The sequence below is a fragment of the Streptomyces sp. NPDC005574 genome (genome assembly GCF_040605435.1).
Taxonomy (GTDB): domain Bacteria; phylum Actinomycetota; class Actinomycetes; order Streptomycetales; family Streptomycetaceae; genus Streptomyces.
Genome location: NZ_JBEXCW010000013.1, coordinates 96,926 through 123,694, shown reverse-complemented (window position 1 = coordinate 123,694; position 26,769 = coordinate 96,926). Strand labels below are relative to the sequence as shown.

The 26,769-nt window shown below is 72.9% G+C and carries 24 protein-coding genes and 1 pseudogene; 9 read left to right on the top strand and 16 right to left on the bottom strand.

Annotated elements, in window-relative coordinates; genetic code table 11:
- Positions 1 to 138: 138 nt before the first annotated feature.
- Complete coding sequence (locus ABZT03_RS12195) at positions 139 to 1,107, bottom strand: SCO0930 family lipoprotein (protein ID WP_356037252.1); 969 nt, start codon at positions 1,105 to 1,107, stop codon at positions 139 to 141.
- An 805-nt stretch (positions 1,108 to 1,912) separates the two neighbouring features.
- Between ABZT03_RS12195 and ABZT03_RS12190 the strand changes: the two genes are divergently transcribed.
- The 3 genes from ABZT03_RS12190 (at position 1,913) to ABZT03_RS12180 (ending at position 3,614) form a co-directional block, all read left to right on the top strand.
- Positions 1,913 to 2,041, top strand: coding sequence for a hypothetical protein (locus ABZT03_RS12190; RefSeq protein ID WP_356037250.1), 129 nt, complete (start codon positions 1,913 to 1,915; stop codon positions 2,039 to 2,041).
- Positions 2,042 to 2,081: 40 nt separating this feature from the next.
- Positions 2,082 to 2,846 carry a hypothetical protein gene (locus ABZT03_RS12185; RefSeq protein ID WP_356037248.1) on the top strand — a complete coding sequence of 255 codons (765 nt, stop codon included), beginning with the start codon at positions 2,082 to 2,084 and terminating at the stop codon, positions 2,844 to 2,846.
- Between the two features lie 237 nt (positions 2,847 to 3,083).
- A complete protein-coding gene (locus ABZT03_RS12180; protein WP_356037245.1) occupies positions 3,084 to 3,614 on the top strand; it encodes a hypothetical protein in 531 nt (176 codons plus the stop codon).
- Between the two features lie 103 nt (positions 3,615 to 3,717).
- Here the strand turns inward: ABZT03_RS12180 and ABZT03_RS12175 are convergent, their stop codons facing one another.
- Entirely contained in the window at positions 3,718 to 4,215 is a 498-nt protein-coding gene (locus ABZT03_RS12175; protein ID WP_356037243.1) for a hypothetical protein, read from the bottom strand.
- A gap of 331 nt (positions 4,216 to 4,546) precedes the next feature.
- Between ABZT03_RS12175 and ABZT03_RS12170 the strand changes: the two genes are divergently transcribed.
- Positions 4,547 to 5,212, top strand: coding sequence for a class F sortase (locus tag ABZT03_RS12170; protein WP_356037240.1), 666 nt, complete (start codon positions 4,547 to 4,549; stop codon positions 5,210 to 5,212).
- Between the two features lie 27 nt (positions 5,213 to 5,239).
- Here ABZT03_RS12170 and ABZT03_RS12165 read toward each other — a convergent pair whose 3' ends face one another.
- Both ABZT03_RS12165 and lysX read right to left on the bottom strand, forming a co-directional pair.
- Positions 5,240 to 6,076, bottom strand: a complete 837-nt coding sequence (locus ABZT03_RS12165) for a polysaccharide deacetylase family protein (RefSeq protein WP_356037238.1) — start codon at positions 6,074 to 6,076, stop codon at positions 5,240 to 5,242.
- A gap of 89 nt (positions 6,077 to 6,165) precedes the next feature.
- Positions 6,166 to 9,448, bottom strand: a pseudogene (gene lysX, locus ABZT03_RS12160) (bifunctional lysylphosphatidylglycerol synthetase/lysine--tRNA ligase LysX).
- A gap of 89 nt (positions 9,449 to 9,537) precedes the next feature.
- Here lysX and ABZT03_RS12155 point away from each other — a divergent pair.
- Entirely contained in the window at positions 9,538 to 9,999 is a 462-nt protein-coding gene (locus ABZT03_RS12155; protein ID WP_356037236.1) for a universal stress protein, read from the top strand.
- A gap of 71 nt (positions 10,000 to 10,070) precedes the next feature.
- Here the strand turns inward: ABZT03_RS12155 and ABZT03_RS12150 are convergent, their stop codons facing one another.
- Positions 10,071 to 11,219 (bottom strand): CapA family protein, encoded by a 1,149-nt coding sequence (locus ABZT03_RS12150; protein WP_356037233.1) that lies wholly within the window; start codon positions 11,217 to 11,219, stop codon positions 10,071 to 10,073.
- A 212-nt stretch (positions 11,220 to 11,431) separates the two neighbouring features.
- Between ABZT03_RS12150 and ABZT03_RS12145 the strand changes: the two genes are divergently transcribed.
- From ABZT03_RS12145 to ABZT03_RS12135, 3 genes are all read left to right on the top strand, one after another.
- On the top strand, positions 11,432 to 11,980 hold the full coding sequence (locus ABZT03_RS12145) for a sigma-70 family RNA polymerase sigma factor (protein WP_356037231.1): 549 nt from the start codon (positions 11,432 to 11,434) through the stop codon (positions 11,978 to 11,980).
- Between the two features lie 134 nt (positions 11,981 to 12,114).
- Complete coding sequence (locus tag ABZT03_RS12140) at positions 12,115 to 12,630, top strand: hypothetical protein (RefSeq protein ID WP_356037228.1); 516 nt, start codon at positions 12,115 to 12,117, stop codon at positions 12,628 to 12,630.
- 151 nt (positions 12,631 to 12,781) lie between these two features.
- Positions 12,782 to 13,432, top strand: coding sequence for a zf-HC2 domain-containing protein (locus ABZT03_RS12135; RefSeq protein ID WP_356037225.1), 651 nt, complete (start codon positions 12,782 to 12,784; stop codon positions 13,430 to 13,432).
- A 33-nt stretch (positions 13,433 to 13,465) separates the two neighbouring features.
- Here the strand turns inward: ABZT03_RS12135 and ABZT03_RS12130 are convergent, their stop codons facing one another.
- The 3 genes from ABZT03_RS12130 to ABZT03_RS12120 form a co-directional block, all read right to left on the bottom strand.
- Positions 13,466 to 14,329, bottom strand: coding sequence for a DNA-formamidopyrimidine glycosylase family protein (locus ABZT03_RS12130; RefSeq protein WP_356037223.1), 864 nt, complete (start codon positions 14,327 to 14,329; stop codon positions 13,466 to 13,468).
- 31 nt (positions 14,330 to 14,360) lie between these two features.
- Entirely contained in the window at positions 14,361 to 16,436 is a 2,076-nt protein-coding gene (locus ABZT03_RS12125; protein ID WP_356037220.1) for a SpoIIE family protein phosphatase, read from the bottom strand.
- Positions 16,437 to 16,514: 78 nt separating this feature from the next.
- Positions 16,515 to 17,291, bottom strand: a complete 777-nt coding sequence (locus tag ABZT03_RS12120; RefSeq protein ID WP_356037218.1) for a hypothetical protein — start codon at positions 17,289 to 17,291, stop codon at positions 16,515 to 16,517.
- Between the two features lie 127 nt (positions 17,292 to 17,418).
- Here ABZT03_RS12120 and ABZT03_RS12115 point away from each other — a divergent pair, with 127 nt between their 5' ends.
- Entirely contained in the window at positions 17,419 to 18,840 is a 1,422-nt protein-coding gene (locus tag ABZT03_RS12115; protein ID WP_356037216.1) for a lipase maturation factor family protein, read from the top strand.
- A 16-nt stretch (positions 18,841 to 18,856) separates the two neighbouring features.
- On the opposite strand, the gene ABZT03_RS12110 is transcribed toward ABZT03_RS12115, so the two are convergent.
- Genes ABZT03_RS12110 through ABZT03_RS12075 form a run of 8 tightly spaced genes read right to left on the bottom strand, consistent with a single transcriptional unit; the run spans position 18,857 to position 26,743 of the window.
- Positions 18,857 to 19,690 carry an amidohydrolase family protein gene (locus ABZT03_RS12110; protein ID WP_356037213.1) on the bottom strand — a complete coding sequence of 278 codons (834 nt, stop codon included), beginning with the start codon at positions 19,688 to 19,690 and terminating at the stop codon, positions 18,857 to 18,859.
- A complete protein-coding gene (locus ABZT03_RS12105; protein ID WP_356037211.1) occupies positions 19,687 to 20,001 on the bottom strand; it encodes an L-rhamnose mutarotase in 315 nt (104 codons plus the stop codon). The genes ABZT03_RS12110 and ABZT03_RS12105 overlap by 4 nt, the downstream gene beginning before the upstream one ends.
- Complete coding sequence (locus ABZT03_RS12100) at positions 19,998 to 20,984, bottom strand: aldo/keto reductase (protein WP_356037208.1); 987 nt, start codon at positions 20,982 to 20,984, stop codon at positions 19,998 to 20,000. Before ABZT03_RS12100 ends, ABZT03_RS12105 begins: the two co-directional genes overlap by 4 nt.
- Entirely contained in the window at positions 20,981 to 21,736 is a 756-nt protein-coding gene (locus tag ABZT03_RS12095) for an SDR family oxidoreductase (RefSeq protein WP_356037206.1), read from the bottom strand. Before ABZT03_RS12095 ends, ABZT03_RS12100 begins: the two co-directional genes overlap by 4 nt.
- Positions 21,733 to 23,082 carry an L-fuconate dehydratase gene (locus tag ABZT03_RS12090; protein ID WP_356037203.1) on the bottom strand — a complete coding sequence of 450 codons (1,350 nt, stop codon included), beginning with the start codon at positions 23,080 to 23,082 and terminating at the stop codon, positions 21,733 to 21,735. Before ABZT03_RS12090 ends, ABZT03_RS12095 begins: the two co-directional genes overlap by 4 nt.
- 46 nt (positions 23,083 to 23,128) lie before the next feature.
- Positions 23,129 to 24,157, bottom strand: a complete 1,029-nt coding sequence (locus tag ABZT03_RS12085; RefSeq protein WP_356037200.1) for an ABC transporter permease — start codon at positions 24,155 to 24,157, stop codon at positions 23,129 to 23,131.
- Positions 24,150 to 25,661, bottom strand: coding sequence for a sugar ABC transporter ATP-binding protein (locus ABZT03_RS12080; RefSeq protein ID WP_356037197.1), 1,512 nt, complete (start codon positions 25,659 to 25,661; stop codon positions 24,150 to 24,152). Before ABZT03_RS12080 ends, ABZT03_RS12085 begins: the two co-directional genes overlap by 8 nt.
- A complete protein-coding gene (locus ABZT03_RS12075; protein WP_356037194.1) occupies positions 25,658 to 26,743 on the bottom strand; it encodes a sugar ABC transporter substrate-binding protein in 1,086 nt (361 codons plus the stop codon). The genes ABZT03_RS12080 and ABZT03_RS12075 overlap by 4 nt, the downstream gene beginning before the upstream one ends.
- Between the last annotated feature and the right edge of the window lie 26 nt (positions 26,744 to 26,769).

The following is a 26,769-nucleotide window of genomic DNA, read 5'->3' as shown; positions in this document are numbered from 1 at the left end:
CGGCACGTGCCTCGTCGACACACCACCTACGCGGGTGAAACACGGCAAACCGGTCCGCCCCCTCCGTGCGGCGCGGAGGGGGCGGACCGGCGATCGAGCGGCCCTGGCGGGACGATCAGCCGTGGGGAGGTGATCTCTCTACTTCTTGGGCGCGCCGACCGGCTTGCCGTCGGGTGCCACGGCGTACCAAGTGCCGCCGACGCCCTGACCGTTGGTCTCTCCGGCGGACTTGTCACCGGAGAACGTGTAGATGGGCCAGCAGTTGATGGTCTGCTGCTTGACGCCGTCGGGCCGGGTGAAGCTCATCAGGCCCTTCTTCTGGACGTCCTTGGTGTCGTTGCTCGCCACCGGACCCACGGCCGGCCACTTCTCCAGGCAGGCGCCGGTGCAGGCGGAGATCGGGTCGGGCCAGGCCGTGTCCTTGAGGAAGCGGTAGACCGTCATGCCGTTCTTGTCCACGACGATCTCGCCGAGGTTGGGGTCCTTGCGGGTGGACAGGCCGGGCAGGGAGGTCAGCTTGGCCTTCTTGCCGTCGGGGGCCAGCGCGAACCACTTGCCGCCCACGTTCTGGCCGTTGACGTCACCAGCGGTGACGTCCTTCGCGTAGCGGTACGCGGGCCAGCCGCCGATGGTCAGCTGCTTACTGCCGTCGGTGCGGGTGACCTCGCCGAGCAGGGCCTTGTCGATGCCCGCACCGGCGGTCGCGTCGTCCGCGGGGACCGGCGGCCAGGTGGAGGCGCAGTCGCCGTCACAGTTGGACTTGGGCGGTTCGGCGGTGTCCTGGTCGAAGCGGTACAGGCTCATTCCCGCGCTGTCCGTGACCACCTTGCCGAGTTCCGAGTTGGCCGACACCGACAGCTTGCCCGCGGCGGCGGCCTGCGCCGCGCCCTGGGCGCTCGAGTCGGATCCGTACCCGTTGCCGGAGCCGGTCGATCCGAGGCTGGTGCCCGTGCTCGCGCCCGGACTGGTGTAGTCGCCGGCCGCGGCCGTGGCGCCCACGTTCTGGCTGCCCGCAGACGAGGTGGCTTCCTGGCCGCACGCGGTGGTCAGCGCCAGCACCGCCACGGCACTCGCCACGAGTGAGGCGCTCCGCCAGGAGGTCTTCATCGTCAACTCCCCAATATCGCAAGGGTGTTGCAGCGCCCTTCTGCGCCGCCGCACGACCATGGATACGCACGGAAGCAGCCATCGTGTTCAACGGCGGCACAAATTTCTTTCCGGGACCTGTGACACCACCCGCATCAGAGCCCCCGTCCGCACACCTCACGGGGCATCGGGGCCGGCGTTCCGCGGCCCGCGCGCAGGGATCAAACCCGAGTTCCGCGACTTCCCCCGTTCGGGGCAATCCCCCCGAACTCGCCCGCGCCGCACCGTTCCAGAGCTGATGATCTCCGTCGTGTATGGACCCGAACCGACTCGATCCGCCCTCGCCGCGAGGGTGTTGGTCCTGGTAACGCTCACCTGGCTGCTCGTCGGCGTGCCGGTGGGGACGACGGCGGCGGACGCCTGCGCGTACGCCTCGACCGGCCCGGACGGCACCGAGGCGGTGGCGGTCGCCGGGGACGCCGTCGCCGGGAACCTCTCCTGGCCCGCTCCCCCGCCGTGCCCGAAGCCGACTCCGCCGCCCTGCCCGTCCACGCCGACCCCCACGCCGACCCCCACGCCGCCACCACCACCGCAGCCGACCCCCCCGCCACCGCCCCCGCCACGGCCGACGCCCTCGCCGGACCCCACCCCCGAACCGCCCGAGCCGGCGCCCAGGCCCACCCCGAGGCCCGCATCGCCGCCCCCGCCAGCCCCACGCCCCGCACCGCCCCGCCCACGGCCCACGCCCCCGCCGCCCCCCGCCCCCACGCCGCCGGCCAGACCGACGCCGTCGGCCAGGCCCACCCCCCGCCCCGCCGCGACGCCGGTGAGCTACCCGCGCTACCGCGCCAGGCCGCCGAGGCACGTCCCGCACGGCACCACCTCGCCGGTCACCTACGTCCTGCTCATCACCGCCCCCGCCGCGATCGCCGTCGCCGCGCTGCGCCCGCGCTGACCAGCCCGGTGCCCGAGCAGCCGAACACTGGAGGAACCCCTTGCCGGATTGGCTTGTTCTCACCCTCGCGATGCTGGCCGCCTGCGTCGTGGTCGTCATCATCACCCTCGTCCGCGACCGCACCGCGTCCGAGGACGAGGACCCCAGCGAGACACCGGACGTCATCGAGTACATGACGATGTGGATCGGCGTCGTCTACGCCATCGTCCTGGGCCTGGCCATCGCCGGTGTCTGGGAGGCCCGCAGCGCCGCCCAGGACCACGTCCAGGCGGAGGCCGCCGCGCTGCACGAGATCTCCGAGCGGGTGCGGGTCTACCCGGCGGACGTCCGCGACCACATTCGGGCGGATGTCAACGCCTATGTCGGACACGTCGTCACGACGGAGTGGAAGACCATGGCCGACGACGGCCGGGTCACCGCGCGCGGCGGCCGGCTCCTCGACCGCGTCCGCGCGGACGTCACCGACTACAAGCCGCGGACGGACTTCGAGGCCCAGGCCTACCAGCCGCTCGTCGACCAGGTCACCGCGGCGGACCAGGCCCGCAACGCCCGGGCGGAGTCCACGGGGGCGACCATGCCGGGCGTGGTGTGGTTCGGGCTGCTGGGCGGGGCGGTGGTCACCATCGGCATGGTCTTCGCGCTCCAGATCAGGCGCACGCTGCGCGAACTGGTGCTCGCCGGCCTGTTCTCCGCCCTGATCGCCTTCCTGCTCTTCCTCATCTGGGACTTCGACGCGCCCTACAGCCGCGGTGTCACGGCCTCGGCGGAGCCGTTCCTGAGCCTCTTCCCCCATCTGAGGGGCTGAGATGCCCCCGGGGCCGGCAGATCCGGCGGGCCGGGCGGGGGCCGGGGCGGGCCACGCCGGTGGTGCACACCCCGGTCGCGGCGACGCCGTCCCCCGACCGGCCCACACGGTTGCCCCGTTCGCGCTACTGCGATCGCGCGGACGCACACACGTTCCTAGCGTTTCGGTCATCGAGGTGCATTTCCGGCGTCGTGGAAAAGGTCCGCGGCTGCTCCTCGGGGACCCGGAGGAACCACCATGCGCGCGATACGCGTCGCTTCGGCCGCACTGCTGGGCGTTAGCGCCCTGGCCCTGTCCGCGCCGGCCGCCGTCGCCGACGACCACTACGTCATGTCGAACGGCTACAGCGTCCTGCCCTCCACCGTCGCGCCGGGCGGGCAGGTCGTCCTCCAGGTGGACCGCGACCTCAGCGGCTGCGCGCAGACGGTGACGGTCTCCTCGAGCGTCTTCGACACCGTCACCATCCCGCCCAGACGGACGGTGGCGACGGCGGCGGTCGCCTGGGACGCCAGTCCGGGCGCGGTCTACCGGGTGACGTTCACCTGCGGCGGACTGAGCGCCGTCAAGAACCTCACCGTGGCGGGCGGTCGCCACGACGGCCCCACCCCCCTCCCGGTGAGCCCGTACCGCGGTGTGCACGCCGGTGAGGGCGGCAGCATCGCCGGATTCGACCTCAAGGAGATCGGTCTGGGCCTCGCGCTCGTCACCGGGTCGGTCGCGGTGGCGTACCGCCTCTCCCGGCGCCGCGCGGGCGAGGACGGCGCCTGACGCCGTCGGCCGCGCGGACCTCCGCCCCGGAACCCGTGAGGGTCCGGGGCGGAGGTCCGCGTGCGTGCGGTCGAATCCGTCGGGGTGGGGCGGCGACGGGCGGTCAGATGTGCCGCTCGGTGCGCCGGCGCATCCAGAACAGGCCGCCGCCGACCAGGGCCGCGGCCACGAGCCCGCCGCCGATGGCCATGTCGGTGGGCGTGGCACCGCTGGAGCTGCTGCCGCCCAGACCGCCCTGGACACCGCCGATGACGGTGAAGGCGGCCGGGTTCGTCAGCGTCCGGCCGGAGCAGTTGACGGTGATGCTGTGCGAGCCGGGGCGCGCGTTGTGGTTGACCGTCGCGGTGCCCCGGGAGGTGCCGTTGGTGCCGTTGACCGGCGTCAGCCGGGTGCTCGGGAAGGCGTCCGAGGTCATGGTGCCGCCACCGCGGCAGCCGTCGACGGTGACGGTCAGCTGACCGCCGCGGGCGATGACGCTGGGCAGGGCGACGATGTTGCTGGGGCTGACGCCCATGCCGTCCCACGCGACGGCCGCGGGAGCGGCGAGCCCGAGAGCGGCGACCGCGGCGCCGGCGGCCGCCAGGGCACGAGTAGTACGCATGTGATCCTCCGCGGAAGACGCCCCGGGAACCGTCCCCGGTCGATCGGCGAGAAACGCCTCCCAGACAGACCCTCAGATGCCGTGCCCCGGCCCGCATTTCGGCGCTGCTCCGTCCTGGTGAGAGGACACGCCGACGGACAACCCGGCGGCGGGACATCGCCGCAGGTCACGAACCGTCAGAAAATAACTTTTCCCGGCAACTCGGATGGCGCACCCGCGGGGGCGGGGGCCACCCGTTCGCACCTCATCCGTCGCCGCTTTCCCGCGCGGGACTTAGCGTTCTCGTATGCGCGAATGGCGTGGTGACGGCCGCGTCGAGAGGGGAATTCGAATGTCTGCGTCCGAACTGGCCGGACTGGCCGAAGAGGAGGAGCAGCCGCGGAAGCGTGCTCCCTGGGGCGTGATAGCGCTGGTTCTGCTGACCGGACTCGCGCTCATTCGCAACGGCTCCGGGGAGTTCGACGTGGGGCCGCCGCAGCCCGCGTCGGCGGCGGCCGCGGACAGCCGCTCGGCGCAGGGCGCCGCGCTGCCGGACCCGCTGCCCTACTCCGTGCCCGACCGGGTGCGGATCCCGTCGATCCGGGTGGACGCGCCGATCCTGCCGGTCGGCCTGGACACGGACGGCTGGGTCGGCGCGCCGCCGCCGGAGGACCCGAACCTCGCGGGCTGGTTCACCGGCGCCGTCTCCCCCGGCGAGAAGGGCACCGCCGTCGTGGTGGGCCACGTCGACAACAAGCAGGGCCCCGCCGTGTTCTACGGACTGGGGGCCCTGAAGAAGGGAAACCGCGTCGAGGTCGCCCGCACGGACGGAAAGACCGCCGTGTTCGAGATCTACGGCATCGAGGTGTTCGAGAAGAACAACTTCCCCGGCGACCGTGTGTACGCGTCCAAGGGAACACCCGAGCTGCGGGTCATCACCTGCGGGGGCGGTTTCTCCAAGCAGAACGGCTACGACGGCAACGTCGTCGTCTTCGCCCGCCTGGCCGGGGTCCGCTGAGCGTTCCCCGGCCGGACGGAAGCCGGTTCAGGCGTACTGCCGCCGGGGCACGGTGAGGTGGTAGCCGGCGTCGATCAGCCGGGGCAGGTAGTCGCGCAGGGCCCGGACACTCTGGGCGCGGTTGCCCCCGGCGTCGTGCGAGAGCACCACGACCCCGGGGGCCGCCCCCTTCTCGACCCGCCCGGCGATGGTGCGGACGCCGGGCCTGGTCCAGTCCTCGGTGTCGACCGTCCAGGCCAGCGGTTCCATGCCGAGGTCCGCGCCGAGCTGGAACACCGTGCGGTTCCAGGCGCCGTAGGGCGCGCGGAACCACTCGGGCCGTTCCCCGCAGGCGTCCTCGATGACGTCGCTGGTGCGTTCCATCTCGGAGCGGATCCGGCCGCGGCGCAGCCGCGTGAGCAGGGGGTGGGACCAGGTGTGGTTGCCCACCACGTGTCCCTCGTCGGCCATCCGGGCGAGCAGGTCCTTGTTGTAGGAGGCCATCTCCCCGCACACGAAGAACGACGCGTGCACCTCGTACTCGGCGAGGGTGTCCAGGATGTGCGGGGTGTAGCGGGGGTCGGGGCCGTCGTCGAAGGTCAGCAGCATGGTGCGGCCGCGTCCCGGCATCCGCAGGAACGGCTCGTGCCGCACGAGGGTCGGGGCGGGCTCGGGCGGCGGCGGGCCCTCCCCGGTAAGGGGCTGGAGTCGGTAGGCGGAGGGCCTGAGCGCGGGCTGCGCCTGGGGGCCCGCGGCGGGGGCGGCGGGCGGGACCGGAGCGTCGCCGGCGCGCGCCGCGAGGACACCGGCCGTGCCGGCCGCACCCAGTACCGCGGCGCCGGTGATCAACGCCCGCCGCCGGGAGAGCAACTGATCCTTTGTCATGACTCATCAGTCGCCCGGCGGGAGGCCGACGCACCCCGATGACACCGGCGCGGCGGCAGGAAAGCACCCACGCGGCCTACGCGGCACCGTCAGCGGCGGCGCACCAGGGGGAACGGCAGGGTCTCACGGATCGTCAGGCCGGTCAGGAACATGACCAGCCGGTCGACGCCGATGCCGAGGCCCCCGGTCGGCGGCATGGCGTACTCCAGGGCGTCGAGGAAGTCCTCGTCCAGTTCCATCGCCTCGGGGTCGCCGCCGGCCGCCAGCAGTGACTGGGCGGTCAGCCGGCGGCGCTGCTCCACGGGGTCGGTCAGCTCGGAGTAGGCGGTGCCGAGTTCGGTGCCGAAGGCGACGAGGTCCCAGCGTTCGGCGAGCCGGGGGTCGGTGCGGTGCTGCCGGGTGAGCGGGGAGACGTCGGTCGGGAAGTCCTTGTAGAAGGTCGGCAGCTGGGTGCGCTCCTCCACGAGCCGCTCGTACATCTCCAGCACCACGTCGCCGCGGCCGTCGTCGTCGGTGTAGGGGACGCCCGCGCGGTCGCACAGCCGCTGGAGTTCGGCCAGGCCGGTGTCGGCGTCGACCGTCTCCCCCAGCGCCTCGGAGATCGCGCCGTGCACGGTCTTGACCGGCCAGTGGCCGGAGATGTCGTACTCCCCGCCGTCCTTGCGCGCGACGGGCGAGCCGAAGGCGGCGCTCGCGGCACCCTGGATCAGCTCGCGGACGAGGTCGAGCATCACGTCGTAGTCGGCGAACGCCTGGTAGGCCTCCAGCATCGTGAACTCGGGGTTGTGCTTGTAGGAGACGCCCTCGTTGCGGAAGGTGCGGCCCAGTTCGAAGACCTTCTCCAGCCCGCCGACGCACAGCCGCTTCAGGTACAGCTCGGGGGCGATGCGCAGGTACAGGTCGAGGTCGTAGGCGTTGATGTGGGTGGTGAAGGGGCGGGCGTTGGCCCCGCCGTGGATCTGTTGCAGCATCGGGGTCTCGACCTCGAGGTAACCGCGGTCCAGGAGCCCCTGGCGCAGGGCCTGCACGGCGGTGGAGCGGGCCCGGACCCGCGGCGCGGGCGTCCGGGCTCGCGATCAGGTCGACGTAGCGGCGGCGGACCTTCGCCTCCGGGTCGGTCAGGCCCCGGTGCTTGTCGGGCAGCGGGCGCAGACACTTGCCGACGAGCTGCCAGGAGGCGACGAAGACGGTCGGCTCGCCCCGGTCGCTGCGGCCGGCGCGGCCGGTGGCGGTGATGTGGTCGCCGATGTCGGTGTCGGCGGTGAACCGGTCCAGCGCGGCGCCCGAGCCATCCCGGGTGAGGGCGAGCTGGCGGACGCCGGACCAGTCGCGCAGCACGACGAAGACGATCCCGCCGAAGTCGCGCACGAGCATCACCCGGCCGGCGACGGTCACCTGGTCGCCCTCGCGGACCTCGGCCAGGGTGTGGGTGCGCGGCGGGACCCCGACCGGGTACGGATCGGTGCCGCCGGCGACGAGCCGGTCCAGCGTGCGGTGCCGGACCCGGACCTGCTCGGGCAGACCCGCGTCCGGCTCCGCGGCCCCCGTCCCGTCCTCCGCGTCGAGGCCGAGGACCGAGAGCGACGGCAGCCCTTCGGTCGTGGCGGGCCGGGAGGCGCCCCTCGGGTGCCCCTTTCCCCGGAGTTTGCGCAGCGACGGTACGGAGACGAAGCCCTCGGCGACCGCGGAGGCGAAGCCGATACGGGCGAGGGAGACGGTGTCGCCGTAGCAGATGAAGCGGGGGTACCACTCGGGGTGGTACTTGGCGTTGGAGCGGTACAGGGCCTCCAGCTGCCACCACCGGGACAAGAACAGCAGCAGCCGCCGCCAGAGCCTGAGGACGGGGCCGGCGCCGATGCGGGCGCCCTCCTCGAACACGGACCGGAAGACGGCGAAGTTGAGGGAGACCCGACGGACACCCAGCTTGGGGGCGGCCGCGCAGAGTTCGGCGACCATGAACTCCATGACGCCGTTGGGGGCGGTGGCGCGGTCGCGGCGCATCAGGTCGAGGGAGACGCCGTCGCGGCCCCAGGGCACGAAGGACAGCAGGGCCAGCAGCCGGCCGTCCGCGTCGAGGGCCTCCACCAGCAGGCAGTCGCCGTCGGCGGGGTCGCCGAGCCGGTCCAGGGCCATGGAGAAGCCGCGTTCGGTCTCGGTGTCGCGCCAGGCGTCGGCCCGGGCGACGATCTCCTCGATCTCCTCGTCGGTGAGGGCGCGGTGGCGCCGGACGCGGCCGGTGGCGCCGGAGCGCCGGACGCGGCGTACGGCCTGGCGGGTGACGCGCATGTCGCGGCCGTCGAGGTCGAAGCCGGCGGTGTGCAGGATCGCCTCGTCGCCGAGCTGGAGCGCGCCGAGGCCGGCCCGGGCGAAGGCGGTGGCGCCGTCCTCGGAGGCGCCCATCGCCGCGGGCGCCCAGGCGTGCCGGCGGGCCACGTCCAGCCAGGCGGCGATGGCGTGCGGCCACGCCTCCCGGTCGCCCACCGGGTCGCCGCTGGCCAGGCACACGCCGGCCTCCACGCGGTAGGTGACGGCGGCCTTGCCGCTGGGCGAGAAGACGACGGCCTTGTCCCGGCGGGTGGCGAAGTAGCCGAGGGAGTCCTGGTCGCCGTAGGCCCTGAGCAGGGCGCGGATGCGGGCTTCCTCGTCGCCGTGCAGGGCCGCCTCCATGCGCTGTGAGCGGAAGAGGGTCGCGGCTGCGTTCAGCAGGGCCAGCGCGCCAAACAGGCCGAGCACGAAGAACAGCGGGCGGGGCGGGCGGCCGTCGTAGCTGCGGCCGGAGACCAGTCCGCCGCAGACCCGGTCGGCGGCCCACAGCAGGCGCTGGCCGCGCGGCAGGGTGCCGGGGAACAGCTCGACCAGGCCCCAGCCGGCGAGGATCGCGGCGACCAGGCCGAGCAGCAGCACCAGCAGGGCGCGCCGGACCGCGGCCCGGCGGGAGGCGGCGTAGAACTCGCGGCGGGCGACGATCAGCAGCGCGAGACCGAGTGCGCACACCGCCAGCGAGGGGACGGACTGGGCGTACAGGCCGAGGGCCACGCCGAGCGCGTCGGTGAGGACCAGCAGGCCCAGGTAGACGACGACCAGCCACCAGGCGACCTTCTTGCGGGCGGCTGTGGCGGCGGCGAGCAGGAAGAGGAAGACGGCGTAGGCGAGGTTGGCGCTGACCGGGACGATCAGCTGGTCCAGGGCGCGGACGACGGGGCGGAGCAGGACACGCAGCGGCGGGATGAGGGCCAGCAGTACGCAGAGCGCTCCGAGGGCGCCGAAGAAGGTCGCGAAGCCTTCCGGCACCCTGCCGAGGAAGCCGTTTCCGGACGGTCGTACCGGGCCCGGCCGGTTCCTCTCCGGGGCGGCCTCCACGGTGGCACTCATGTTCCGACTGTAGGAACACCGGGTCACCGGCGCCCGTCGAGAGGTCCCGCGTGGTGGGGGGACCTGCGGGTTCCGATAGCCTCGCAGCCGTGACGCAACAGCACTCGCACCAGTTCGAGCGGGGCACGGACGGGCCCAAGGTCATCGTGGTCGGGGTGGACGGCTCCGACTCCTCGCTGCGGGCGGCGGCATATGCCGGCGGCCTGGCACGGCGGCAGCGGGCGCTGCTCGCGGTCGTGTACGTGCAGCCGGTGATGGCCGCGGGCGCGGCGCTCGGAGCGCCGGTGGCCGAGACGACCGACCGGATCGCCGAGGACCTGGTGGCCCAGATCCGGGAGTCCGCCGAGCGGCTCAAAGGGATATTCGATGTGCGCTGGGAGTTCCACACCTTTCGCGGCGACCCCTACAACGGGCTGGTGAAGGCGGCGGACGAACTCACCGCGGACGCCGTGGTGGTGGGCGCCTCGGAGCAGGCCGGTCACCGGATCGTGGGCTCGGTGGCGGTGCGGCTGGTGAAGGCGGGACGGTGGCCGGTGACGGTGGTGCCGTAGACGGGCACCTCCTGACGCCCGCGTCCGCGCGGGCGGCGCGGGCGGCGCGGGCGGCGCGGCGCACCGGGCCGTCACCGTCCCATCGTGAGCCCGTCCTTGGCCGCCCCCCGGCTCAGCACCACGTGTCTGATCCGGTCCCGCACCCCCCGCACGTCGGCGCCCGCGGCCAGCGCCTCGTCGAGGTCGACGGCCCGTCCGGCGTCGACGTCGAACCAGGTGGGCACGAATTCGGCCTTCGTCACCGTCCAGCGCCGGCCCTCGCGGCGGGGCGGGGTGAAGGTGAAGCGGCCGATGGTCGACTGGTCGCCGCGCGGGTCCCGGGCACCGTCCGGGCCGGACGTCCCGCCGGCGATCTGGTCGCCCAGGCCGTAGACCACCCAGGTGCCGTTGACCTTCTCGTACGCCTGCGGGAGGTGGGCGTGGGTGCCGAGGATCAGGTCGACGGCGGGGCGCTCGCCCGCTCGGGCCGCGGTGAGTCGCCGGGCCAGGCCCAACTGCCGTGCGCCGGGGGCTTCCTGACCCCCGGTGCCCCAGTCCACCGACACCACGACCACGTCGGCGCCCGCCGCCCGGGCGGCGCGGGCGTCGGTCAGGATCCGGTGCTCGTCGACCGTGTCGAGGGCCCAGGGCGCGCCCGCGGGGAGCGGACGGCCGCGGGCGTCGCCGTAGGCGAGGTGCGCGACCTTCGCCGCGCCCACGGGCAGCACCGTGACGACACCGGCCTCGCCCTCGGTGCGCGCCGATCCGCTGTGCCGCACGCCCGCGCGGTCGAGGGCGTCGAGGGTGCGGCCGATGCCGTCGGTGCCGTCGTCGAGGCTGTGACCGGAGGCGGTGGAGCAGCCGTCGTAGCCGGTGGCGGCGAGACCGGCGGCCAGTTCGGGCGGGGCCGTGGAGCCGGCGGCGCCGGTGGGGCCGCCGGCCGCGCCGAGCACGGAGTCCAGGTGGCACAGCGCCAGATCGGCGCGGGCGACGACGGAGCGGACGCCCGAGAACATCGGGCGGAAGTCGTAGCCCTCGCCGCCGGCGTCGAAGTGCGCCCGGTCGGCGACGGAGGCGTTCGTCAGGACGCCGCCGGAGGCGACGAGTGTGAAGGTGCCGGAGGCGGCGGGCGCCGGCCGGCCGGCCGCGCCCCCGTCCCCGGCGGACCGGGCCTGGCAGGCGGCACCCGCGGCGAGCAGGGCCGTGAGGGCCAGGGCAACCTGTCGTCTGCGTGCAATCATCAGCTCACCCCATTGTGTTCCTATTTGCGTACAAATAGGTACGAAGCTGTGCGCGCCCTCAAACGGACCCGGCACACGCTTAGCCCGTCCGGAGCGCGCGAACGGCGGCCCGGCGACCGTTCGCCGAACCGTTCACCGACGCGATCGACCGTCCGCCGCAGACCTGTGCACCCGCCCTGTCCAGAACCGGCACCCTGGGATGCCATACGGCCATGACGGCCGGAACCACCCTCACCACGACCGGGACGACCGCCGACCACGAGCTCGCCGCGCTCCAGCGCGAGCACGGCCGGCCGCTGTTCGCGCTGCTGTTGAGGCTGAGCGACGGCGACCGCCAGCGCGCCGAGGACCTGGTCCAGGAGACGCTCGTCCGTGCCTGGCAGCACCCCGAGGCACTGCGCGCGGACGCCTTCGACTCCGTACGGCCGTGGCTGCTCACGGTGGGGCGGCGGCTCGCGATCGACGCGCGCCGGGCCCGGCAGGCACGGCCGGCCGAGGTCGGCGACGCCGTTCTGGAGAGCGCGCGGGTCTGCGCCGACCACGCCGAACGGGCGGCGGCGACCCTCGACGTGCGCGAGGCTGTGAAGACACTCACTCCGGAACACCGTGAAGTCCTGGTGCTCGTGTACTTCCAGGGGGCGAGTGTGGCGGAGGCCGCGGCGGCCCTCGGGATTCCGCCCGGTACCGTGAAGTCCCGCGCGTACTACGCGCTGCGCGCCCTGCGCCGGGTCCTTCCCGGTTATGCGGCCGACCTGCGATGAAACTCACGCCTGAGTCAAACCTCGGTAAAGCGCCTTGCTGAGGACCCCGGTTGAGTAATCGGCTGTCCTCATCCGTGTTCCGCAGGGAGCCCGGGGTCGGGCGACGCGCACGCACCGGAGGAAGGCAGGAAGGGATGCTGCACAGAGGTCGAGAGAGCAGGGACGGCGCCGGAGAAGGCGAACTCACCGTCCCCATGGCCTGGTTCTACGCCGAGTACATCGCCGACGAACTGCTGCGGACCGGTGACCTCATGCCACCGACGTCCTTCGAGTTCCGCGCCGGGCGCGACGCCCTGGCGCTGACCATCTTCCTCGCCGACACCGAGGGCGAACTCGACGGCATCCAGGTCGTCACCCAGATGGAGACCTGGCTGTCGCTCACGGCCTACGACCAGCCGTGGCAGGACTGGGTGCGTGAGCGCACGGCCGCACTGGCCGCCGCCGCGGCCGGCTCCGGCGGACCGTCCCCCGACCTGGAGCTGGCCGAGGCGGCCTGGCGCTGGCTGGAGGAGACGGAGCTGCTCGCCCCCGATCTGGACGCGGTGCCGGGCGGCGCGGCGGTGGCGGGCGAGGACGAGGGACCGAAGGTGTGGACGCCCGCGTGGCAGCTCGGGCTGCCCCTCGGACACCTCGCCATCCACCTCTTCTAGATTCGTTTCCCCGCACACCAATCCGCGGCCCGGGCCGCTCCGAATCCCTAGGTTGCGATTCGGTACGCGGCTTGAGTGATTCGGCTGCCTCGTGCGTACCGGTGGGAGCAAGGAGTAACCCCACCCACACCCAACGGCACGAGGATTCGGCATGAGGTCCCAGGAAAGGCATCGCGACGTCGGCGCGTACGCGCTCGGCGTGCTGGACGAGGCGGAGGCCTTCCGCTTCGAGGACCACCTCATGGAGTGCACGCAATGTGCGGCACACGTGACCGAGTTCGGGCCCGTCACCCGGCAGATGATGCTCTACCGGCGGGCCACGCCGCGTTCGGTGCACCCCATGGCCCAGCCCGGCCCCCAGCTGCTGGACCGGCTGCTCGGCCAGGTGGCCGCCCGGCACCGGGCGGGGCGCCGGCGGCTGCTGTTCGCGCTGGCCGCCTCGGTGGTCATCGCGGTGTCCGGGTCGGGGCTCGCGATGACCACGGGCGGCTCGGAGTCGGCCACGCAGGTCACCGCGACCGACGCGAAGTCGGGCGTGTGGGCGCAGGTCACCGCCGCGGACGAGGACTACGGCAGCGACGTGGAGCTCGAGATCAAGGACGGGGCCGGCCCCCGCACCTGCCGGCTGATCGCGGTCGGCCGCGACGGCTCCGAGCAGACGGTGACCAGCTGGAACGTGCCCACGCACGACGCCCGCCCCAACACCATGCGGGGCAGCGCCACCATGCACCCCGACCAGATCGCCCGCTACGAGGTCCGCACCCGGACCGGCGAGCACCTGGTGACCCTCCCGTCGAAGTAGTACCCGCCCGCCCCAACGCGGTTGCCGCGCGGATCACTTGAGCAGTCTGGACATCCTCCGGTCCGCGAGCGGCCGGCCGCCCGTCTGGCAGGTGGGGCAGTACTGGAGCGAGGAGTCGCTGAAGGACACCTCGCGGATCGTGTCACCGCACACGGGGCAGGGCTCGCCCGTCCGGCCGTGCACGCGCAGGCCGCTCTTCTTCTCCGCCTTCAGACGCCCGGCGGCCACCCCCCGGGAGCGTTCGACGGCCTCCGTGAGCGTGGTGCGCAGCGCCCCGTACAGCCCCCGGACCTCATCCGGTGTGAGCGACGAGGTCGGCTTGAACGGGGACATCCTGGCGGCGTGCAGGATCTCGTCGCTGTACGCGTTGCCCACACCGGCGATCAGCCCCTGGTCACGCAGGGCGCCCTTGAGCTGGCGCCGTTCGCCCTTCAGCAGCTCCGCGAACCGCGCCTCGTCGAAGTCCTCGGCGAGCGGGTCGGGGCCCAGGCGCGCCACCCCGGCAACCTCCTGCGGCTGCCGTACGACGTACACGGCCAGGCGCTTCTGGGTACCCGCCTCCGTCAGGTCGAAGCCGGCGCCGGTCTCCAGGGCCACGCGCAGCGCGAGGGGTCCCTTGCCGGGGCGGGGCGGGCCGTCGGGGAGCCGGTCCTTCCAGTGCAGCCAGCCGGCCCGGGCCAGGTGGGTCACGAGGTGCGGGCCGCCGTCCGTGCGCAGGTCGAGGAACTTGCCGTAGCGGTGCACGGCGGTGACCACCCGGTCCTCGACGGCGGTGACCGGCGGGTCGTAGGTCTTCAGGACGTTGATCGCAACGGGCAGCACCCGCACGATCCGCAGACCGACCAGGTGCTCGGTGAGGAAGTCCTTGAGCGCTTCGACCTCGGGAAGTTCCGGCATACGTCCAGAGTGCCACCGCCGGCGGCCGGTCTCAGTCCGGCTGCGCCACCAGGAACTCGCACCACACGCACTTGCCGCCGCCGCGCGCCTCCACGCCCCAGCGGTCGGCGAGCCGGTCGACGAGGAGCAGACCGCGGCCCGAGACACCGGAGTCCCCCGCCTCGCGGCGCCGGGGCAGCGCGCTGGAGGAGTCCTCGACGTCGACCCGCAGCCGGCGCTCGCGGCCGGTGAGGACCCTGAGGGTGACCACGGAGGCGCCCTCGGTGTGGATCAGCGCGTTGGTGATCAGCTCGTCGGCGACCAGTTCGATCTCGTCGGCGCGGTCCCGGGCGCCCCAGGCGCGCACGGCGGCGCGGATCATGTGCCGGGCCTCGGTCAGGGCCTCGGCGTCACCGGGAGCCACATGCTGCTGGAGCCGGCTGACGGACCGCTGGGTGTCCGGGCCGAGCCGGCGCAGCAGGAGCAGCGCCACGTCGTCGTCGCCGCCGCGTTCCTCGGCCACGTCGATCAGCCGGTCGGCGAGGTCCCGTACGTCGTCGGGGCCGGTGGCGATGAGCGCGGTGAGGGTCCGCATGCCGTCGTCGAGGTCTGCGCCGGGCTGTTCGACCAGGCCGTCGGTGCACAGCACCAGCGTGTGGCCGGGGTCCAGTTCGACGGTGGCGACGGGATAGTCCAGGCGGCCGAACTCCGCGGACAGCCCCAGCGGCAGGCCGCCCACCACGGACAGCCGGCGGCAGGTGCCGTCCGGCTGCCTGATCAGCGGGTCGATGTGGCCGGCCCGCACCACCTGGACGACCCCGGTGGTCAGGTCGGCCTCCGCGTACAGGCAGGTCGCGAAACGGTCGGTGTCGAGTTCGTCGAGGAAGAGGGAGGCGCGGGCCATCACGGTGGGCGGGGTGTGCCCCTCCGCGGCGTACGCCTTCAGCACGATCCGCAACTGGCCCATGACGGCCGCCGCGTGCGTGTCGTGCCCCTGCACGTCACCGATGACGGCGCCCACCCGGCCGCCCGGCAGCGGGATCACGTCGTACCAGTCGCCGCCGATGTCCCGGCCGAGGGAGCCGGAGCGGTAGCGGACGGCGACGTCGGCGCCGGGCACCCGGGGGATGGCGCGGGGCAGCATGGCCTGCTGGAGGCCGGTGGCGAGGTCCTTGTCCTGCTCGTAGAACATGGCCCGTTGCAGGCTCTGCGCGATGCTGGAGCCGAGGGCGACCAGCACGTTGCGGTCCTCGGCCGAGAAGCCGCGCCGGTCGTTGTAGAGCAGGCCCATGGCGCCGATCGGCCGGGCCTCGGCGATCAGCGGCAGGTAGGCGGCCGCGGTGATGTCCAGGCCGGTGAGATGCGGCCACAGGATCGGATAGCGCTCGGCGAACTCCTCGGGCGACTCGATGAAGCGGGGGGTGAGTGTCCGTACGACCTCGCTCATCGGGTACGGCTCGTCGATCCGGGTGACGTCGGTGCCGGGCACGAAGGCACCTTCGGGCCCGTCGGCGATCAGTCTGATCCGGCCTGCCTCGACCTGCCCCATGACGAGACTGGTGGCGCCGAGGTGGGTGAGGCCGTGGGTGTCCTTGAGGACGTCGATGACGTCCTGGACGGTGCGGGCGTGCGCGAGGGCCGCCGTGGTGAGCTGCACGACGTTGGTCTGCCGGCGCCGGGCCTCGTCCTGCGCGGCCTGCTCCTGCCGGGACAGGATGTCGTCGAGTTCCTGGGTGGCGTCGCGGAGGATGCCGACGATCCGGCGCGGCCGGCCGGTGGCGTCCCGGCGGATGTAGCCCTGGGTGTGCGTCCAGCGCAGCGAGCCGTCGCGGCAGCGGATACGGAAGTACGTCCCGTAGTTCTCGCTGCCGTCCTTCATGGCCTGGGCCACCACCGCGTCGAGCCGGGTCCCCTCCGCGGCGGGCACCCGGGTGGCGAGGGTGGCGGGGCGGTCGTCGTACTCCTCGGGGCGCAGGTCGAAGACCTCGTGGGCCTGGGCGTCCATGTGGAACAGGCCGCTGTCGAGGTCCCAGTCGAAGCTGCCCATGCGATTGAGCGCCAGGATCGGATCCGGGTGGGCGGGCCAGTCGTCCGGGAGTGCCAGGGCGCTCGCTCCCCGATCAACCATGGGGCCCACCTTGCCAGGGTTAGTCCGATTATTCGACCGGGAAGACCAAAGACGCGGTTCATCTGTTCGGGTCCGGGATCAGCCCTCGGACGGGTCGGCGGGGCTGTCGGAAACGCCGTCCCCGGCCACCGGATCGGCGTCCGGAATCAGCCCCCCGCCGTCCCGCAGGTCGGGGATCTCCGGGACCCGGTCGGGACCGATCTCGTCCGAAAGACCCAGCGGCGAGTCGGGTTCGCACGCGGCGGCCTCGTCACCGGGGGTCCCGCCAACGGCGGTGTCGTCAACGGCGGTGCCGGTGCCGGTGCTGTCAACGGCGGTGTCGATTCCGGTGAGGTCGATTCCGGTGAGGTCGTCCGCCGGGATCGTCCCCTCGCCGGCCGGGTCTCCGAGGGACGCGTTCTCGGCCGTCCCGTCCCCGGTCGCCGGGGCGGGTACGAGCCCGGACCGGAGGTCGCGCGTCACGGGAGCGGTGGGCGGCCGCGTGTCGGAGGCGCCCGGTACCGGTGCCAGGGCGGTGTCCGGGGCCGCGCAGGGCGCGTCGGACGGCGCCGCCGGCGGCTGCGGCGTTCGGGTGACGGGCGACGGGACGGCGGTCGTGGCGCCGAGGCCGGAATCCGGGCCGACATGAGGCCCGGACTCCGAGCCGGAATCCGGGCCGACATCGGGGCCCGACTCCGGGCCGTGGGCGGCGGCCGGGGCGAGGCGGAGTGCGCCGCCCGGCTTCGCGTCCTGGCCGCCGGCGTTCGCGCCCTGGCCGCTCGCGCCGCCGCAGCCGGCGAGGAGGAGCACCGCGGAGAGCACGCAGGCGGTGACGACGGTTCCGGTGGGTATGCGCACCACGTTCTCCCACTTCATCGCACTTCGGTCGCGGACGGTTCGGCACCAATTTCTGCCACACCCACACCGGTCACGCAAACGGAGACATCATGAACGCACAGTGACTGCCGGTTCCCGTGTGACACCGGAGCAGAGGAGCGCCCCCGTGGACTGGTTCACCGCATCCGAGTACTGGCTGAGCCGGCTGGTCTTCCAGCGGGCCCTGGCCGGGCTGTACCTGATCGCGTTCCTGGCGGCCGCCCTCCAGTTCCGCCCGCTGATCGGCACCCGCGGGATGCTGCCGGTCCCGCGCTTCGCCGAGCGGGTGCCGTTCCGCAGCGCCCCGAGCCTCTTCCAGCTCCACTACACCGACCGCTTCTTCGCGCTGTGCGCCTGGACGGGCTGCGCGGTGTCGGCGGCGCTGGCGGCCGGCCTCGACTCCCGGCTGCCGCTGTGGGCCGGCATGCTGCTGTGGCTGGTGCCGTGGGCGCTGTACCTGTCCGTAGTGAACGTGGGGCAGACCTGGTACGCCTTCGGCTGGGAGTCGCTGCTCCTGGAGACCGGCTTCCTCGCCGTCTTCCTCGGCAACGACGACGTGGCTCCGCCGGTCGTCGTGCTGTTCCTGCTGCGCTGGGTCCTGTTCCGGGTGGAGTTCGGCGCGGGTCTGATTAAGCTGCGCGGCGACGCCTGCTGGCGGAACCTGACCTGTCTCGACCACCACCACGAGACGCAGCCCATGCCGGGCCCCCTGAGCTGGTTCTTCCACCATCTGCCCCGGCCCCTGCACCGCGTCGAGGTGGCCGCCAACCATGTCACGCAACTCGTGGTGCCCTTCCTTCTGTTCGCGCCGCAGCCGCTCGCGTCGGCGGCCGCCTGCCTGATGATCGTCACCCAGTTGTGGCTCGTGCTGTCGGGCAACTTCGCCTGGCTGAACTGGATCACCGTCGTGCTGGCCCTGCCCGCGCTGCGGCTCCCGTCCGCCGAGCGGTCCCTGCCGGCGCCCCCGCTGTGGTACGAGATCGTGGTCCTGGCGGTCACCGCGCTGCTGCTGGGGCTCAGCCAGGGTCCGGTGCGCAACATGCTCTCCCGCCGCCAGGTCATGAACCGCTCCTTCGACCCGCTGCATCTGGTCAACACCTACGGCGCGTTCGGCAGCGTCAGCCGGGTCCGGTACGAGGTGGTCGTCGAGGGCACCGACGACGAGGTCCCGCGGCGGGAGTCGGACTGGCGGGAGTACGAGTTCCGGGGCAAGCCCGGTGATCCCCGGCGCTGGCCGCGGCAGTTCGCGCCCTACCACCTGCGGCTGGACTGGCTGATGTGGTTCGCGGCGCTGTCGCCCGGGTATGCCGGGCCCTGGTTCGGCACCCTGGTGGAGCGGCTCCTGGAGAACGACCGGGACACGCTGAGGCTGCTGCGCCGCTCACCCTTCCCGCCGGACGCGCCGCCGCGCTTCGTCCGGGCACGCCTCTTCCGCTACCGGTACACGACCTGGCGCGAACTGCGGGAGACCGGCGCGTGCTGGGAGCGCACGTTCGTGCGCGAGTACCTGCCGCCCACCCGGCTGACGGAGGTGACGCAGAGGTCGTAGACGCGGGCGGGGTGACTCAGAGGTCGTAGACGCGGGCGGCGGTGGTCTCGAAGATCCGGCGGCGGTCCGTCTCGTCCAGGCCGGCGGTCAACTCCCGCGCCAGGGAGAGGACTTCCCCGTACGAAGCCAGCGGGGTGCACACCGGCCAGTCCGAGCCGAACATCAGCCGCCGCGGGCCGAACGCCTCCAGGACGACGTCCGCGTACGGCCGCAGGTTGTCGGCGCTCCGGGCGGCGGGGCCGGCCTCGGTGACCATGCCGGAGAGCTTGCAGACGGTGTTGGGCAGGGCGGCGAGGGCGCGCACCCCGGACGCCCAGGGTTCGAGCGCGGCGGACGCGATGGGCGGCTTCCCCAGGTGGTCCAGGACGAAGGTGAGCCCGGGCAGGGCGGCGGCCGCCTCGGCGCAGGCCGGGAGCTGGGCGGGCAGGACGACCAGGTCGTGGACGAGCCCCGCGTCGGCGACGGCGGCGAGCCCGCGGCGCACGTCCGGGCGCAGCAGCCACCGCGGGTCGCGCTCGCCCTGGACCTGGTGGCGGACGCCCTTGAGGTACCGGCCGCCGGGCAGTTCCCGCAGCCGGGCGAGTTCGTCGGCGACGTCCGGACGCGTGAGGTCGGTCCACCCGACGACCCCGGCGACCAGTGCGTGCCCGGCCGCCAACTCCAGGAATTCCGGGGTCTCCTCGGCCACGGTGACCGTCTGGACGAGGACCGTGCGGTCCACGCCGGCCGCGCGGGCCTCGGGTTCGAGATCGGCGAGGGTGAAGTCGCGGCGCAGCGGGTCGCCTTCGGCGATCCAGTCCTGGTCGCGCACGGACAGGTCCCACACGTGGTGGTGGGCGTCGACGGTCACGGCAGCTCCCAGACGACGGGCAGACCGGCGTCGACGCCCTCGCCGGAGTAGTCGTGCACCACGTCGAGGAGGTCGGCCATGCGGGTCTGCCACGCCATGTTGACGGGGAGTTTCTCCAGTTCGGCGAGCAGCCGGGCGTAGTCCGCGCACTCCAGGAGGTGGAAGAGCTCGGTGCCGCTGCGCCAGATGGTCCAGGAGGTCGCGCCGGCCGCGCGGATGGCGTCGGTGAGCTCCTCCGGGACCTCTCGGTGGGCGGCCTCGTACTCGGCGACGCGGTCGGCGCGGACCCGGGTGTGCAGGGCGATCCTCATGACGGCTCCTCGGCGGGTACGGGGGCTTCCGGCGGCAGCAGGCCGGTGTCGCGGGCCTCCCGCCAGAAGGCGGCGGGCACGGGTGTCGCGAACTGCTCGGCGCAGTCCCGCACTTCGGCCGCCGACCGGGCGCCTACCAGAACACTCGCGACGGCGGGCGGGGCGGCGCAGAAGGCCAGGGCGGCGGCCCGCAGCGTGGTGCCGTGCCGGCCGGCGAGCTCCTTCAGGCGCAGGGCGCGGTCCACGAGTCCGGGCGGAGCCGACGCGTAGTCGTAGGTCGCGCCGGGTCTCGGGTCGGCCAGCAGGCCGGAGTTGAAGGCGCCGCCGATGACGACCGAGGTGCCGCGTTCCTCGGCGGCGGGCAGCAGATCGGTCAGGGCCCGCTGGTCCAGCAGGGTGTAGCGGCCGGCGCACAGCACCACGTCGACGTCGGTGTCCCGGACGAACCGGGTGAGCATCTCCGCCTGGTTCATGCCCGCGCCGATCGCGCCGACCACGCCCTCGGCGCGGAGTCGCTCCAGCGCCGGGTAGCCCTCCCGGAACGCCTGTTCGGCGTGGTCGTCGGGGTCGTGCAGGTAGACGGCGTCGACGCGGTCGAGCCCGAGCCGTTCCAGGGCGCCCTCCAGGGTGCGGCGTACGCCGTCGGCGCTGAAGTCCCACACCCGGCGGAGGCGGGCGGGCACGGCGAAGCCGTTGGCGAGGTCGTCGCCGCCGTCCGCGGAGGGCTCCAGGCGGCGGCCCACCTTGGTGGAGATCGTGTAGGCCGTACGGGGGTGCTCGCGCAGGGCGGCGCCGAGGCGGCGTTCGGACAGGCCGAGGCCGTAGTGCGGCGCGGTGTCGAAGTAGCGGATGCCCTGCTGCCAGGCCGCCGTCACGGCCTTGTGCGCCTGTTCCTCGGTGACCTCGGTGAAAAGGTTGCCGATGGCGGCGCCGCCGAAGGCGAGCGGGCTGACCTCGACGGCGCTGCGGCCGAGCGTGTTCACCGGCCCACCGGGCGCAGTCGCAGGCCCTGCATGCCGCCGTCGACCGCGAGCGAGGTACCGGTGGTGGCTCCGGACAGGGGGCTCGCCAGGTAGGCGATGGCGCCCGCCACTTCGGCGGCCGTCACGAGCCGGCCGGTGGGCTGGCGGGACTCCAGGGCGGCGCGTTCGGCCGCCGGGTCCCCGGCCGCGTCCAGCAGCCGTCCGACCCACGGGGTGTCCGCCGTACCGGGGTTGACGCAGTTGACCCGGATGCCCTCCCGGACGTGGTCGGCGGCCATCGCAAGGGTGAGGGAGTACACGGCGCCCTTGGTCGCGCTGTAGAGCGCCCGCTGCGGGAGGCCCGCCGTGGCCGCGATGGAGCAGGTGTTGACGATCGCCGCGTGCGCCGACCGGCGCAGGTGCGGCAGCGCGGCCCGTGCCGTGCGGACCATGCCGATCACGTTGACGTCCAGCACGCGGTGCCACTCGTCGTCCGCGTTGTCCTCGACGGTGCCCTGCGCACCGACGCCCGCGTTGCTGACGACCACGTCGAGGCCGCCGAGGTCGGCGACGGCCGCCGCCACGGCCTCGCGCACCGAGGCGTCGTCGGTGACGTCGGCGCGGTAGGCGAGCAGCGGCTTCTCGACCGGCGCCGGGTCCAGGTCGAGGACGGCGACCCGGGCGCCGCGTTCGGCCAGCAGCTCGGCGGTGGCGCGGCCGATGCCGGAGGCGCCGCCCGTCACCAGGGCGGTGAGGCCCTCGAAGTCGTTCATGCCGCGTGCCCCTTCTTCGCGTCGAGGTCTGCGGCCCAGAAGGTGCCGCCGGGAAAGGTGTACCGCGCGATGGACTCGGGCAACATGGCGGCCGAGAAACCGGGCGCGGTGGGCGCGGTGTAGTGGCCGTCGCGGATCACCACGGGGTCGGTGAAGTGGTCGTGCAGGTGGTCGACGTACTCGATGACCCGGTCCTCGGTGGTGCCGGTGACCGCGACGTAGTCGAACATCGACAGGTGCTGGACGAGCTCGCACAGGCCGACCCCGCCCGCGTGCGGGCACACCGGCACCCCGAACTTGGCCGCGAGCAGCAGGATGGCGAGGTTCTCGTTGACACCGGCCACGCGGGCGGCGTCGATCTGCACGACGTCGAGGGCGCCGGCCTGCAGCAGCTGCTTGAAGACGATCCTGTTCTGGACGTGCTCGCCGGTGGCGACCTTCACCGGGGCGACGGCCTTGCGGATCGCCGCGTGCCCGAGGACGTCGTCGGGGCTGGTGGGCTCCTCGATCCAGTACGGGTCGAACTCGGCGAGGGCTCTGGTCCAGCGGATCGCCTCGTCGACGTCCCAGCGCTGGTTGGCGTCGATGGCCACCCGGATGTCCGGTCCGACGACCGAGCGGGCCACCCGGCAGCGCCGGATGTCGTCCTCCAGGTCCGCGCCGACCTTCAGCTTGATCTGCCGGAAGCCGGCGGCGACGGCCTCGGCGGCGAGCCGGGTGAGCTTCTCGTCGCTGTAGCCGAGCCAGCCGGCGGAGGTGGTGTAGGCGGGGTATCCGCCGGCCAGCAGGCGGGCGGTCCGCTCGCCGGCGCCCGCGCGCCCGCGCCGCAGCAGGTCAAGGGCCTCCTGCGGGGTGAGCGCGTCGGAGAGGTAGCGGAAGTCGATCTGGCCGACCAGCCACTCCGGTTCGGCCTCGGCGAGCAGCCGCCACAGCGGTTTGCGGGCGCGCTTGGCCGCCAGGTCCCACACGGCGTTGGTCACCGCGCCGATCGCCATGTGCATCACCCCCTTCTCGGGTCCGAGCCAGCGCAGCTGGCTGTCCCCGATCAGGTCCCGGTGGAGCGATCCGGGATCGTCGCACACCTCCGCCACGCTCCGTCCGATCACGTGGTCGCGCAGCGCGTGGATGGCCGCGACCTGGACCTCGTTGCCCCGCCCGATGGTGAAGGTGAAGCCGTGCCCCTCGGCCTCCCGGCCGTCGGCGTCGAGGTCCGTGCGCAGCACGACGTAGGCGGCCGAGTAGTCGGGGTCCGGGTTCATGGCGTCGGAGCCGTCGAGTTCCCGTGAGGTGGGGAAGCGGATGTCGTAGGTGTCGACCGCGGTGATGCGGGCGGTGGTCGGGGACACGGAGGGCCTTTCCGTCGGGGGCGGGGACAGCGCGGACGGCGCGCCGTCAGTCCTGGGCACGGCCCGTCGTCACACGGGCGATCATGAGGGCGACCAGGATGATTCCGCCGTAGATGGCCTGGATCCAGAAGGACGGCACCTGGGCGAGGGTGAGCAGGTTCTGGACGACACCGAGCAGGAGCACGCCGGTGAGGGCGCCGAACATGGTGCCCCGGCCGCCGTCGAGGCTGATGCCGCCGATCACCGCGGCCGCGAACACGGTGAAGATCATGTTGTTGCCCTGGTTGGCGCTGATCGCGCCGACGTAGCCGGTCTGCATGATCCCGCCGACGGAGGCGAGGACGCCCGCGACGACGAACACGCCGAGCATCACCCGTTCGACACGGATACCGGCCGCCCGGGCCGCCTCCGCGTTGCCGCCGATGGCGTACAGCGCGCGTCCCACGCGGTGGTACTTGAGCACGAACCCGGCCACCGCGAAGGAGGCCGCGGCGAGCCACACCGACATGGGGACGTTGAGGAAGGTGGTGGTCGCCAGCGAGTAGAAGCTGTCGGGCATGCCGAACAGCGTCTTGCCCTTGGTCGCGCCGACCAGCAGTCCGCGCAGCACGATCAGCATCGCGAGCGTCACGATGAACGCGTTGAGCTTGAACTTCACGACGAGGACGCCGTTGAAGGCGCCGACGGCCGCGCCGACGACCAGCAACGCGACGAGCGCGAGCGGCGCGGGCAGTTCGGTGCCCCAGCCCGACTGGGCGGACGGTAGGACCAGCAGCGCGCCCACGGCCGGCGCGATGCCGACGACCGATTCGAGGGACAGGTCGAACTTGCCGGTGATCAGCACGAGCGACTCGGCGAGGACGACCATCGCGAGGGCGGCGGAGGCGCCGAGGATGGAGATCAGGTTGCGTTCGGTGAGGAACGAGTCGTTGACGACCGCGCCGAGCACCATCAGCAGCAACAGGGCCGGTACGAGGGCGAGTTCGCGGGCCCGCCGCAGCATGACCGTTCTGGCCGAACCGGGGGCCAGGGCGCGTACGGCCGCGAGCGGCGGGGCCGCCTTGGTGTCAGCCATGGTCCACTCCTTCGATGGAGGCGATGAGCTCGTGGTCGCGCCAGCCCGCCGGGTGTTCGGCGACGACGCGGCCGTGGAAGAGGACGAGGACGCGGTCGCAGCGTCTGAGGTCGTCGAGTTCGTCGGAGACGACGAGGACGGCGGTGCCGTCCTCCCGGGCGCCGTCCACCCGGGCGAGCAGGGATTCCTTCGACTTCACGTCGACGCCCGCGGTGGGGTTGATGAGGACGAGCAGCCGGGGGTCGGAGGCGAGGGCGCGGGCCATGACGACCTTCTGCGCGTTGCCGCCGGACAGGTCGGACACGGGCTGCCCGGGGCCCTCGGTGTGGATGTCGAGGCGGTCGATCAGGCCGGTGGCGAGCCGCCGTTTGCGGTCGCCGCCGACGAACCCGAACCGGCCGAGCCGGTCCAGGACGCTGAGGGTGGTGTTGTCGCCCACGGTCATGCCGGAGACGAGTCCCTGGTCGTGCCGGTCCCTGGGGACGCAGCCGACGCCGGCCTTCAGCGCCGCCTGTACGTCACCGAACGGCAGGCGCCGCCCGTCCAGTTGCGCGGTGCCGCCGCTGGGGGTGTGCAGTCCGGCGAGCGACTCGGCGAGTTCGATCTTCCCGCTGGCACTGGACCCGGCGAGGCCGACGACCTCGCCGCGCCGGACGGTGAGATCGACGTCGGTGTAGGCGTCCGAGGTGAGGCCGCGGGCGTGCAGCAGGACGGGGGCGGCCTCGCGGGCCTCCCGCTCGCGTACCGCCTGTTCGGCGACGGTCTCGATCACCTGGATGCTCTCCCCCGCCATGGCCTCCACCAGGGCGGCCCTGGGCAGTTCGGCGACCGGCGCGGTGATGATCCAGCGGGCGTCGCGCAGGACCGTCACGGTCTGGCAGACCTCGTAGACCTCCTGGAGGTGGTGGGAGATGAACAGGAAGGTGACGCCGGAGTCCTGGAGGGTGCGCATGCGGGTGAAGAGCCGCTCGATCTCCCGGTTGTCGAGCTGGGCGGTCGGCTCGTCGAGGACGATGAACCGGGCGCCGAAGCTCAGCGCCCGGGCGATCTCCACCATCTGGCGGTCCTCGACCTTGAGGTCCGAGGTGCGGGCCTCCGGGTCGACCCGCACGTCCCAGGTGTCGAGGAGTTCGGCGGCCCGGTCCTTGAGCCGGCGCCAGCTGATGACGCCGGCGCGGGAGACGGGCTGCCGGTTGATGAACAGGTTCTCGGCGACGGTCAGTTCGGGCACGACGGTGGGCTTCTGGTAGACGCACGCCACCTTGCGGCGCCAGGCGTCGCGGTCGGTGAGCGGGGGCGCGGGCCGGCCGTCGAAGTGGACCGTGCCCTCGTCGGGCGCCTGGAGCCCGGTGAGGAGGGTGACCAGGGTGGACTTGCCGGCGCCGTTGCGGCCGACCAGGGCGTGGGACTCGCCGGGCAGGACGGTGAGCCGGCCGTCGGCGAGGGCGGTGGTGGCGCCGTACCGCTTGACGATGTCCCGGGCTTCTACCAGTGGCGTGCTCATTTGACCGTGTTGCCCCACAACTCGGAGTCGTCGACGTTGTCCTTGGTGACCAGCGGAGCGGGCAGCTGGTCCTCGAGGATGCCGCTGGGCAGCTTGACGATCGTCGAGCCGTGGTCGGTCGGGCCGGGCTTGAAGGTCTTCCCCGCCATGGCCGCCTTGATGTAGTACATGCCGTACTTGGCGTAGGTGTCGGCGGGCTGGGAGACGGTCGCGTCGATCTCGCCCTTGCGGATGGCGTCGAACTCCTGCGGGATGCCGTCGTTCGAGATGATCGTGATGTGGCCCGACTGGCCGGCCTTCTTCAGCATCCCCTTCGACTTGAGGGTCTGCAGGGTCGGCGCCAGGTACACGCCGCCGGCCTGCATGTAGATGCCCTTGAGGTCGGGGTTGGCGTTGAGGAGGGTGTCGAGCTTGGAGGCCGCGGTGTCGGACTCCCACTTGGCGGGGATCTCCAGGACCTTCAGCTTCGGGAAGTTCTTCTTCACGCAGGCGCGGAACGCCTCGGAGCGGTCCCGGCCGTTGACGGAGGCCAGGTCGCCCATGATCTGCACGACCTTGCCGGACGGTATCTGCTGCCCGAGGTACTTGCAGGCCTTCTCGCCGTAGGCCACGTTGTCGGCGCGGACCACCATGGCGACCTTGCCCTTGTCGGGCGCCACGTCGACCGCGACGACCGGCACGCCCTTGCGTTCGGCCTGGTCGAGGCCGGCCTCGATGGCCGCGCTGTCCAGAGGGGCGACGACCAGGCCCTTGACCCCCTGGTTGAGCTCGTTGTTGATGTCGGTGATCTGCTGGGAGGGGTCGCTGTTGGAGTTGACCGTCTTCAGCGCCTCCACGCCCTCGGACTTCGCCATCTTGGGCACGTAGTCGTTGTACGACTGCCAGAACGGCGAGGTCAGCAGGGGCAGGATCACTCCGACCTTGCCGGTGCCGCCGCCGGAGGTGCCGGCCGAGCCGCTGTCCTTGGTGCTGCCGCATCCCGTGAGCGCGAGGGCGGCGACGCCGGCCGCGGCCGTCGTCCGTACCGCCCATGAGGTGAGTCGTCTGTTGTGCCGTTCGTTCCGCACCGTGCTGCCGGACATCCTGTCAGCTCCTCATCGAGCGTGAT

What these genes read in the sequence shown, in the direction of transcription:
- ABZT03_RS12195 (WP_356037252.1), bottom strand. Translation starts at nt 1,107, where the DNA reads ATGAAGACCTCCTGGCGGAGCGCCTCACTCGTGGCGAGTGCCGTGGCG.
- ABZT03_RS12180 (WP_356037245.1), top strand. Translation starts at nt 3,084, where the DNA reads ATGCGCGCGATACGCGTCGCTTCGGCCGCACTGCTGGGCGTTAGCGCC.
- ABZT03_RS12175 (WP_356037243.1), bottom strand. Translation starts at nt 4,215, where the DNA reads ATGCGTACTACTCGTGCCCTGGCGGCCGCCGGCGCCGCGGTCGCCGCT.
- ABZT03_RS12170 (WP_356037240.1), top strand. Translation starts at nt 4,547, where the DNA reads ATGTCTGCGTCCGAACTGGCCGGACTGGCCGAAGAGGAGGAGCAGCCG.
- ABZT03_RS12165 (WP_356037238.1), bottom strand. Translation starts at nt 6,076, where the DNA reads ATGACAAAGGATCAGTTGCTCTCCCGGCGGCGGGCGTTGATCACCGGC.
- ABZT03_RS12150 (WP_356037233.1), bottom strand. Translation starts at nt 11,219, where the DNA reads ATGATTGCACGCAGACGACAGGTTGCCCTGGCCCTCACGGCCCTGCTC.
- ABZT03_RS12145 (WP_356037231.1), top strand. Translation starts at nt 11,432, where the DNA reads ATGACGGCCGGAACCACCCTCACCACGACCGGGACGACCGCCGACCAC.
- ABZT03_RS12140 (WP_356037228.1), top strand. Translation starts at nt 12,115, where the DNA reads ATGCTGCACAGAGGTCGAGAGAGCAGGGACGGCGCCGGAGAAGGCGAA.
- ABZT03_RS12135 (WP_356037225.1), top strand. Translation starts at nt 12,782, where the DNA reads ATGAGGTCCCAGGAAAGGCATCGCGACGTCGGCGCGTACGCGCTCGGC.
- ABZT03_RS12130 (WP_356037223.1), bottom strand. Translation starts at nt 14,329, where the DNA reads ATGCCGGAACTTCCCGAGGTCGAAGCGCTCAAGGACTTCCTCACCGAG.
- ABZT03_RS12125 (WP_356037220.1), bottom strand. Translation starts at nt 16,436, where the DNA reads ATGGTTGATCGGGGAGCGAGCGCCCTGGCACTCCCGGACGACTGGCCC.
- ABZT03_RS12120 (WP_356037218.1), bottom strand. Translation starts at nt 17,291, where the DNA reads ATGAAGTGGGAGAACGTGGTGCGCATACCCACCGGAACCGTCGTCACC.
- ABZT03_RS12105 (WP_356037211.1), bottom strand. Translation starts at nt 20,001, where the DNA reads ATGAGGATCGCCCTGCACACCCGGGTCCGCGCCGACCGCGTCGCCGAG.
- ABZT03_RS12095 (WP_356037206.1), bottom strand. Translation starts at nt 21,736, where the DNA reads ATGAACGACTTCGAGGGCCTCACCGCCCTGGTGACGGGCGGCGCCTCC.
- ABZT03_RS12085 (WP_356037200.1), bottom strand. Translation starts at nt 24,157, where the DNA reads ATGGCTGACACCAAGGCGGCCCCGCCGCTCGCGGCCGTACGCGCCCTG.
- ABZT03_RS12080 (WP_356037197.1), bottom strand. Translation starts at nt 25,661, where the DNA reads ATGAGCACGCCACTGGTAGAAGCCCGGGACATCGTCAAGCGGTACGGC.
- ABZT03_RS12075 (WP_356037194.1), bottom strand. Translation starts at nt 26,743, where the DNA reads ATGTCCGGCAGCACGGTGCGGAACGAACGGCACAACAGACGACTCACC.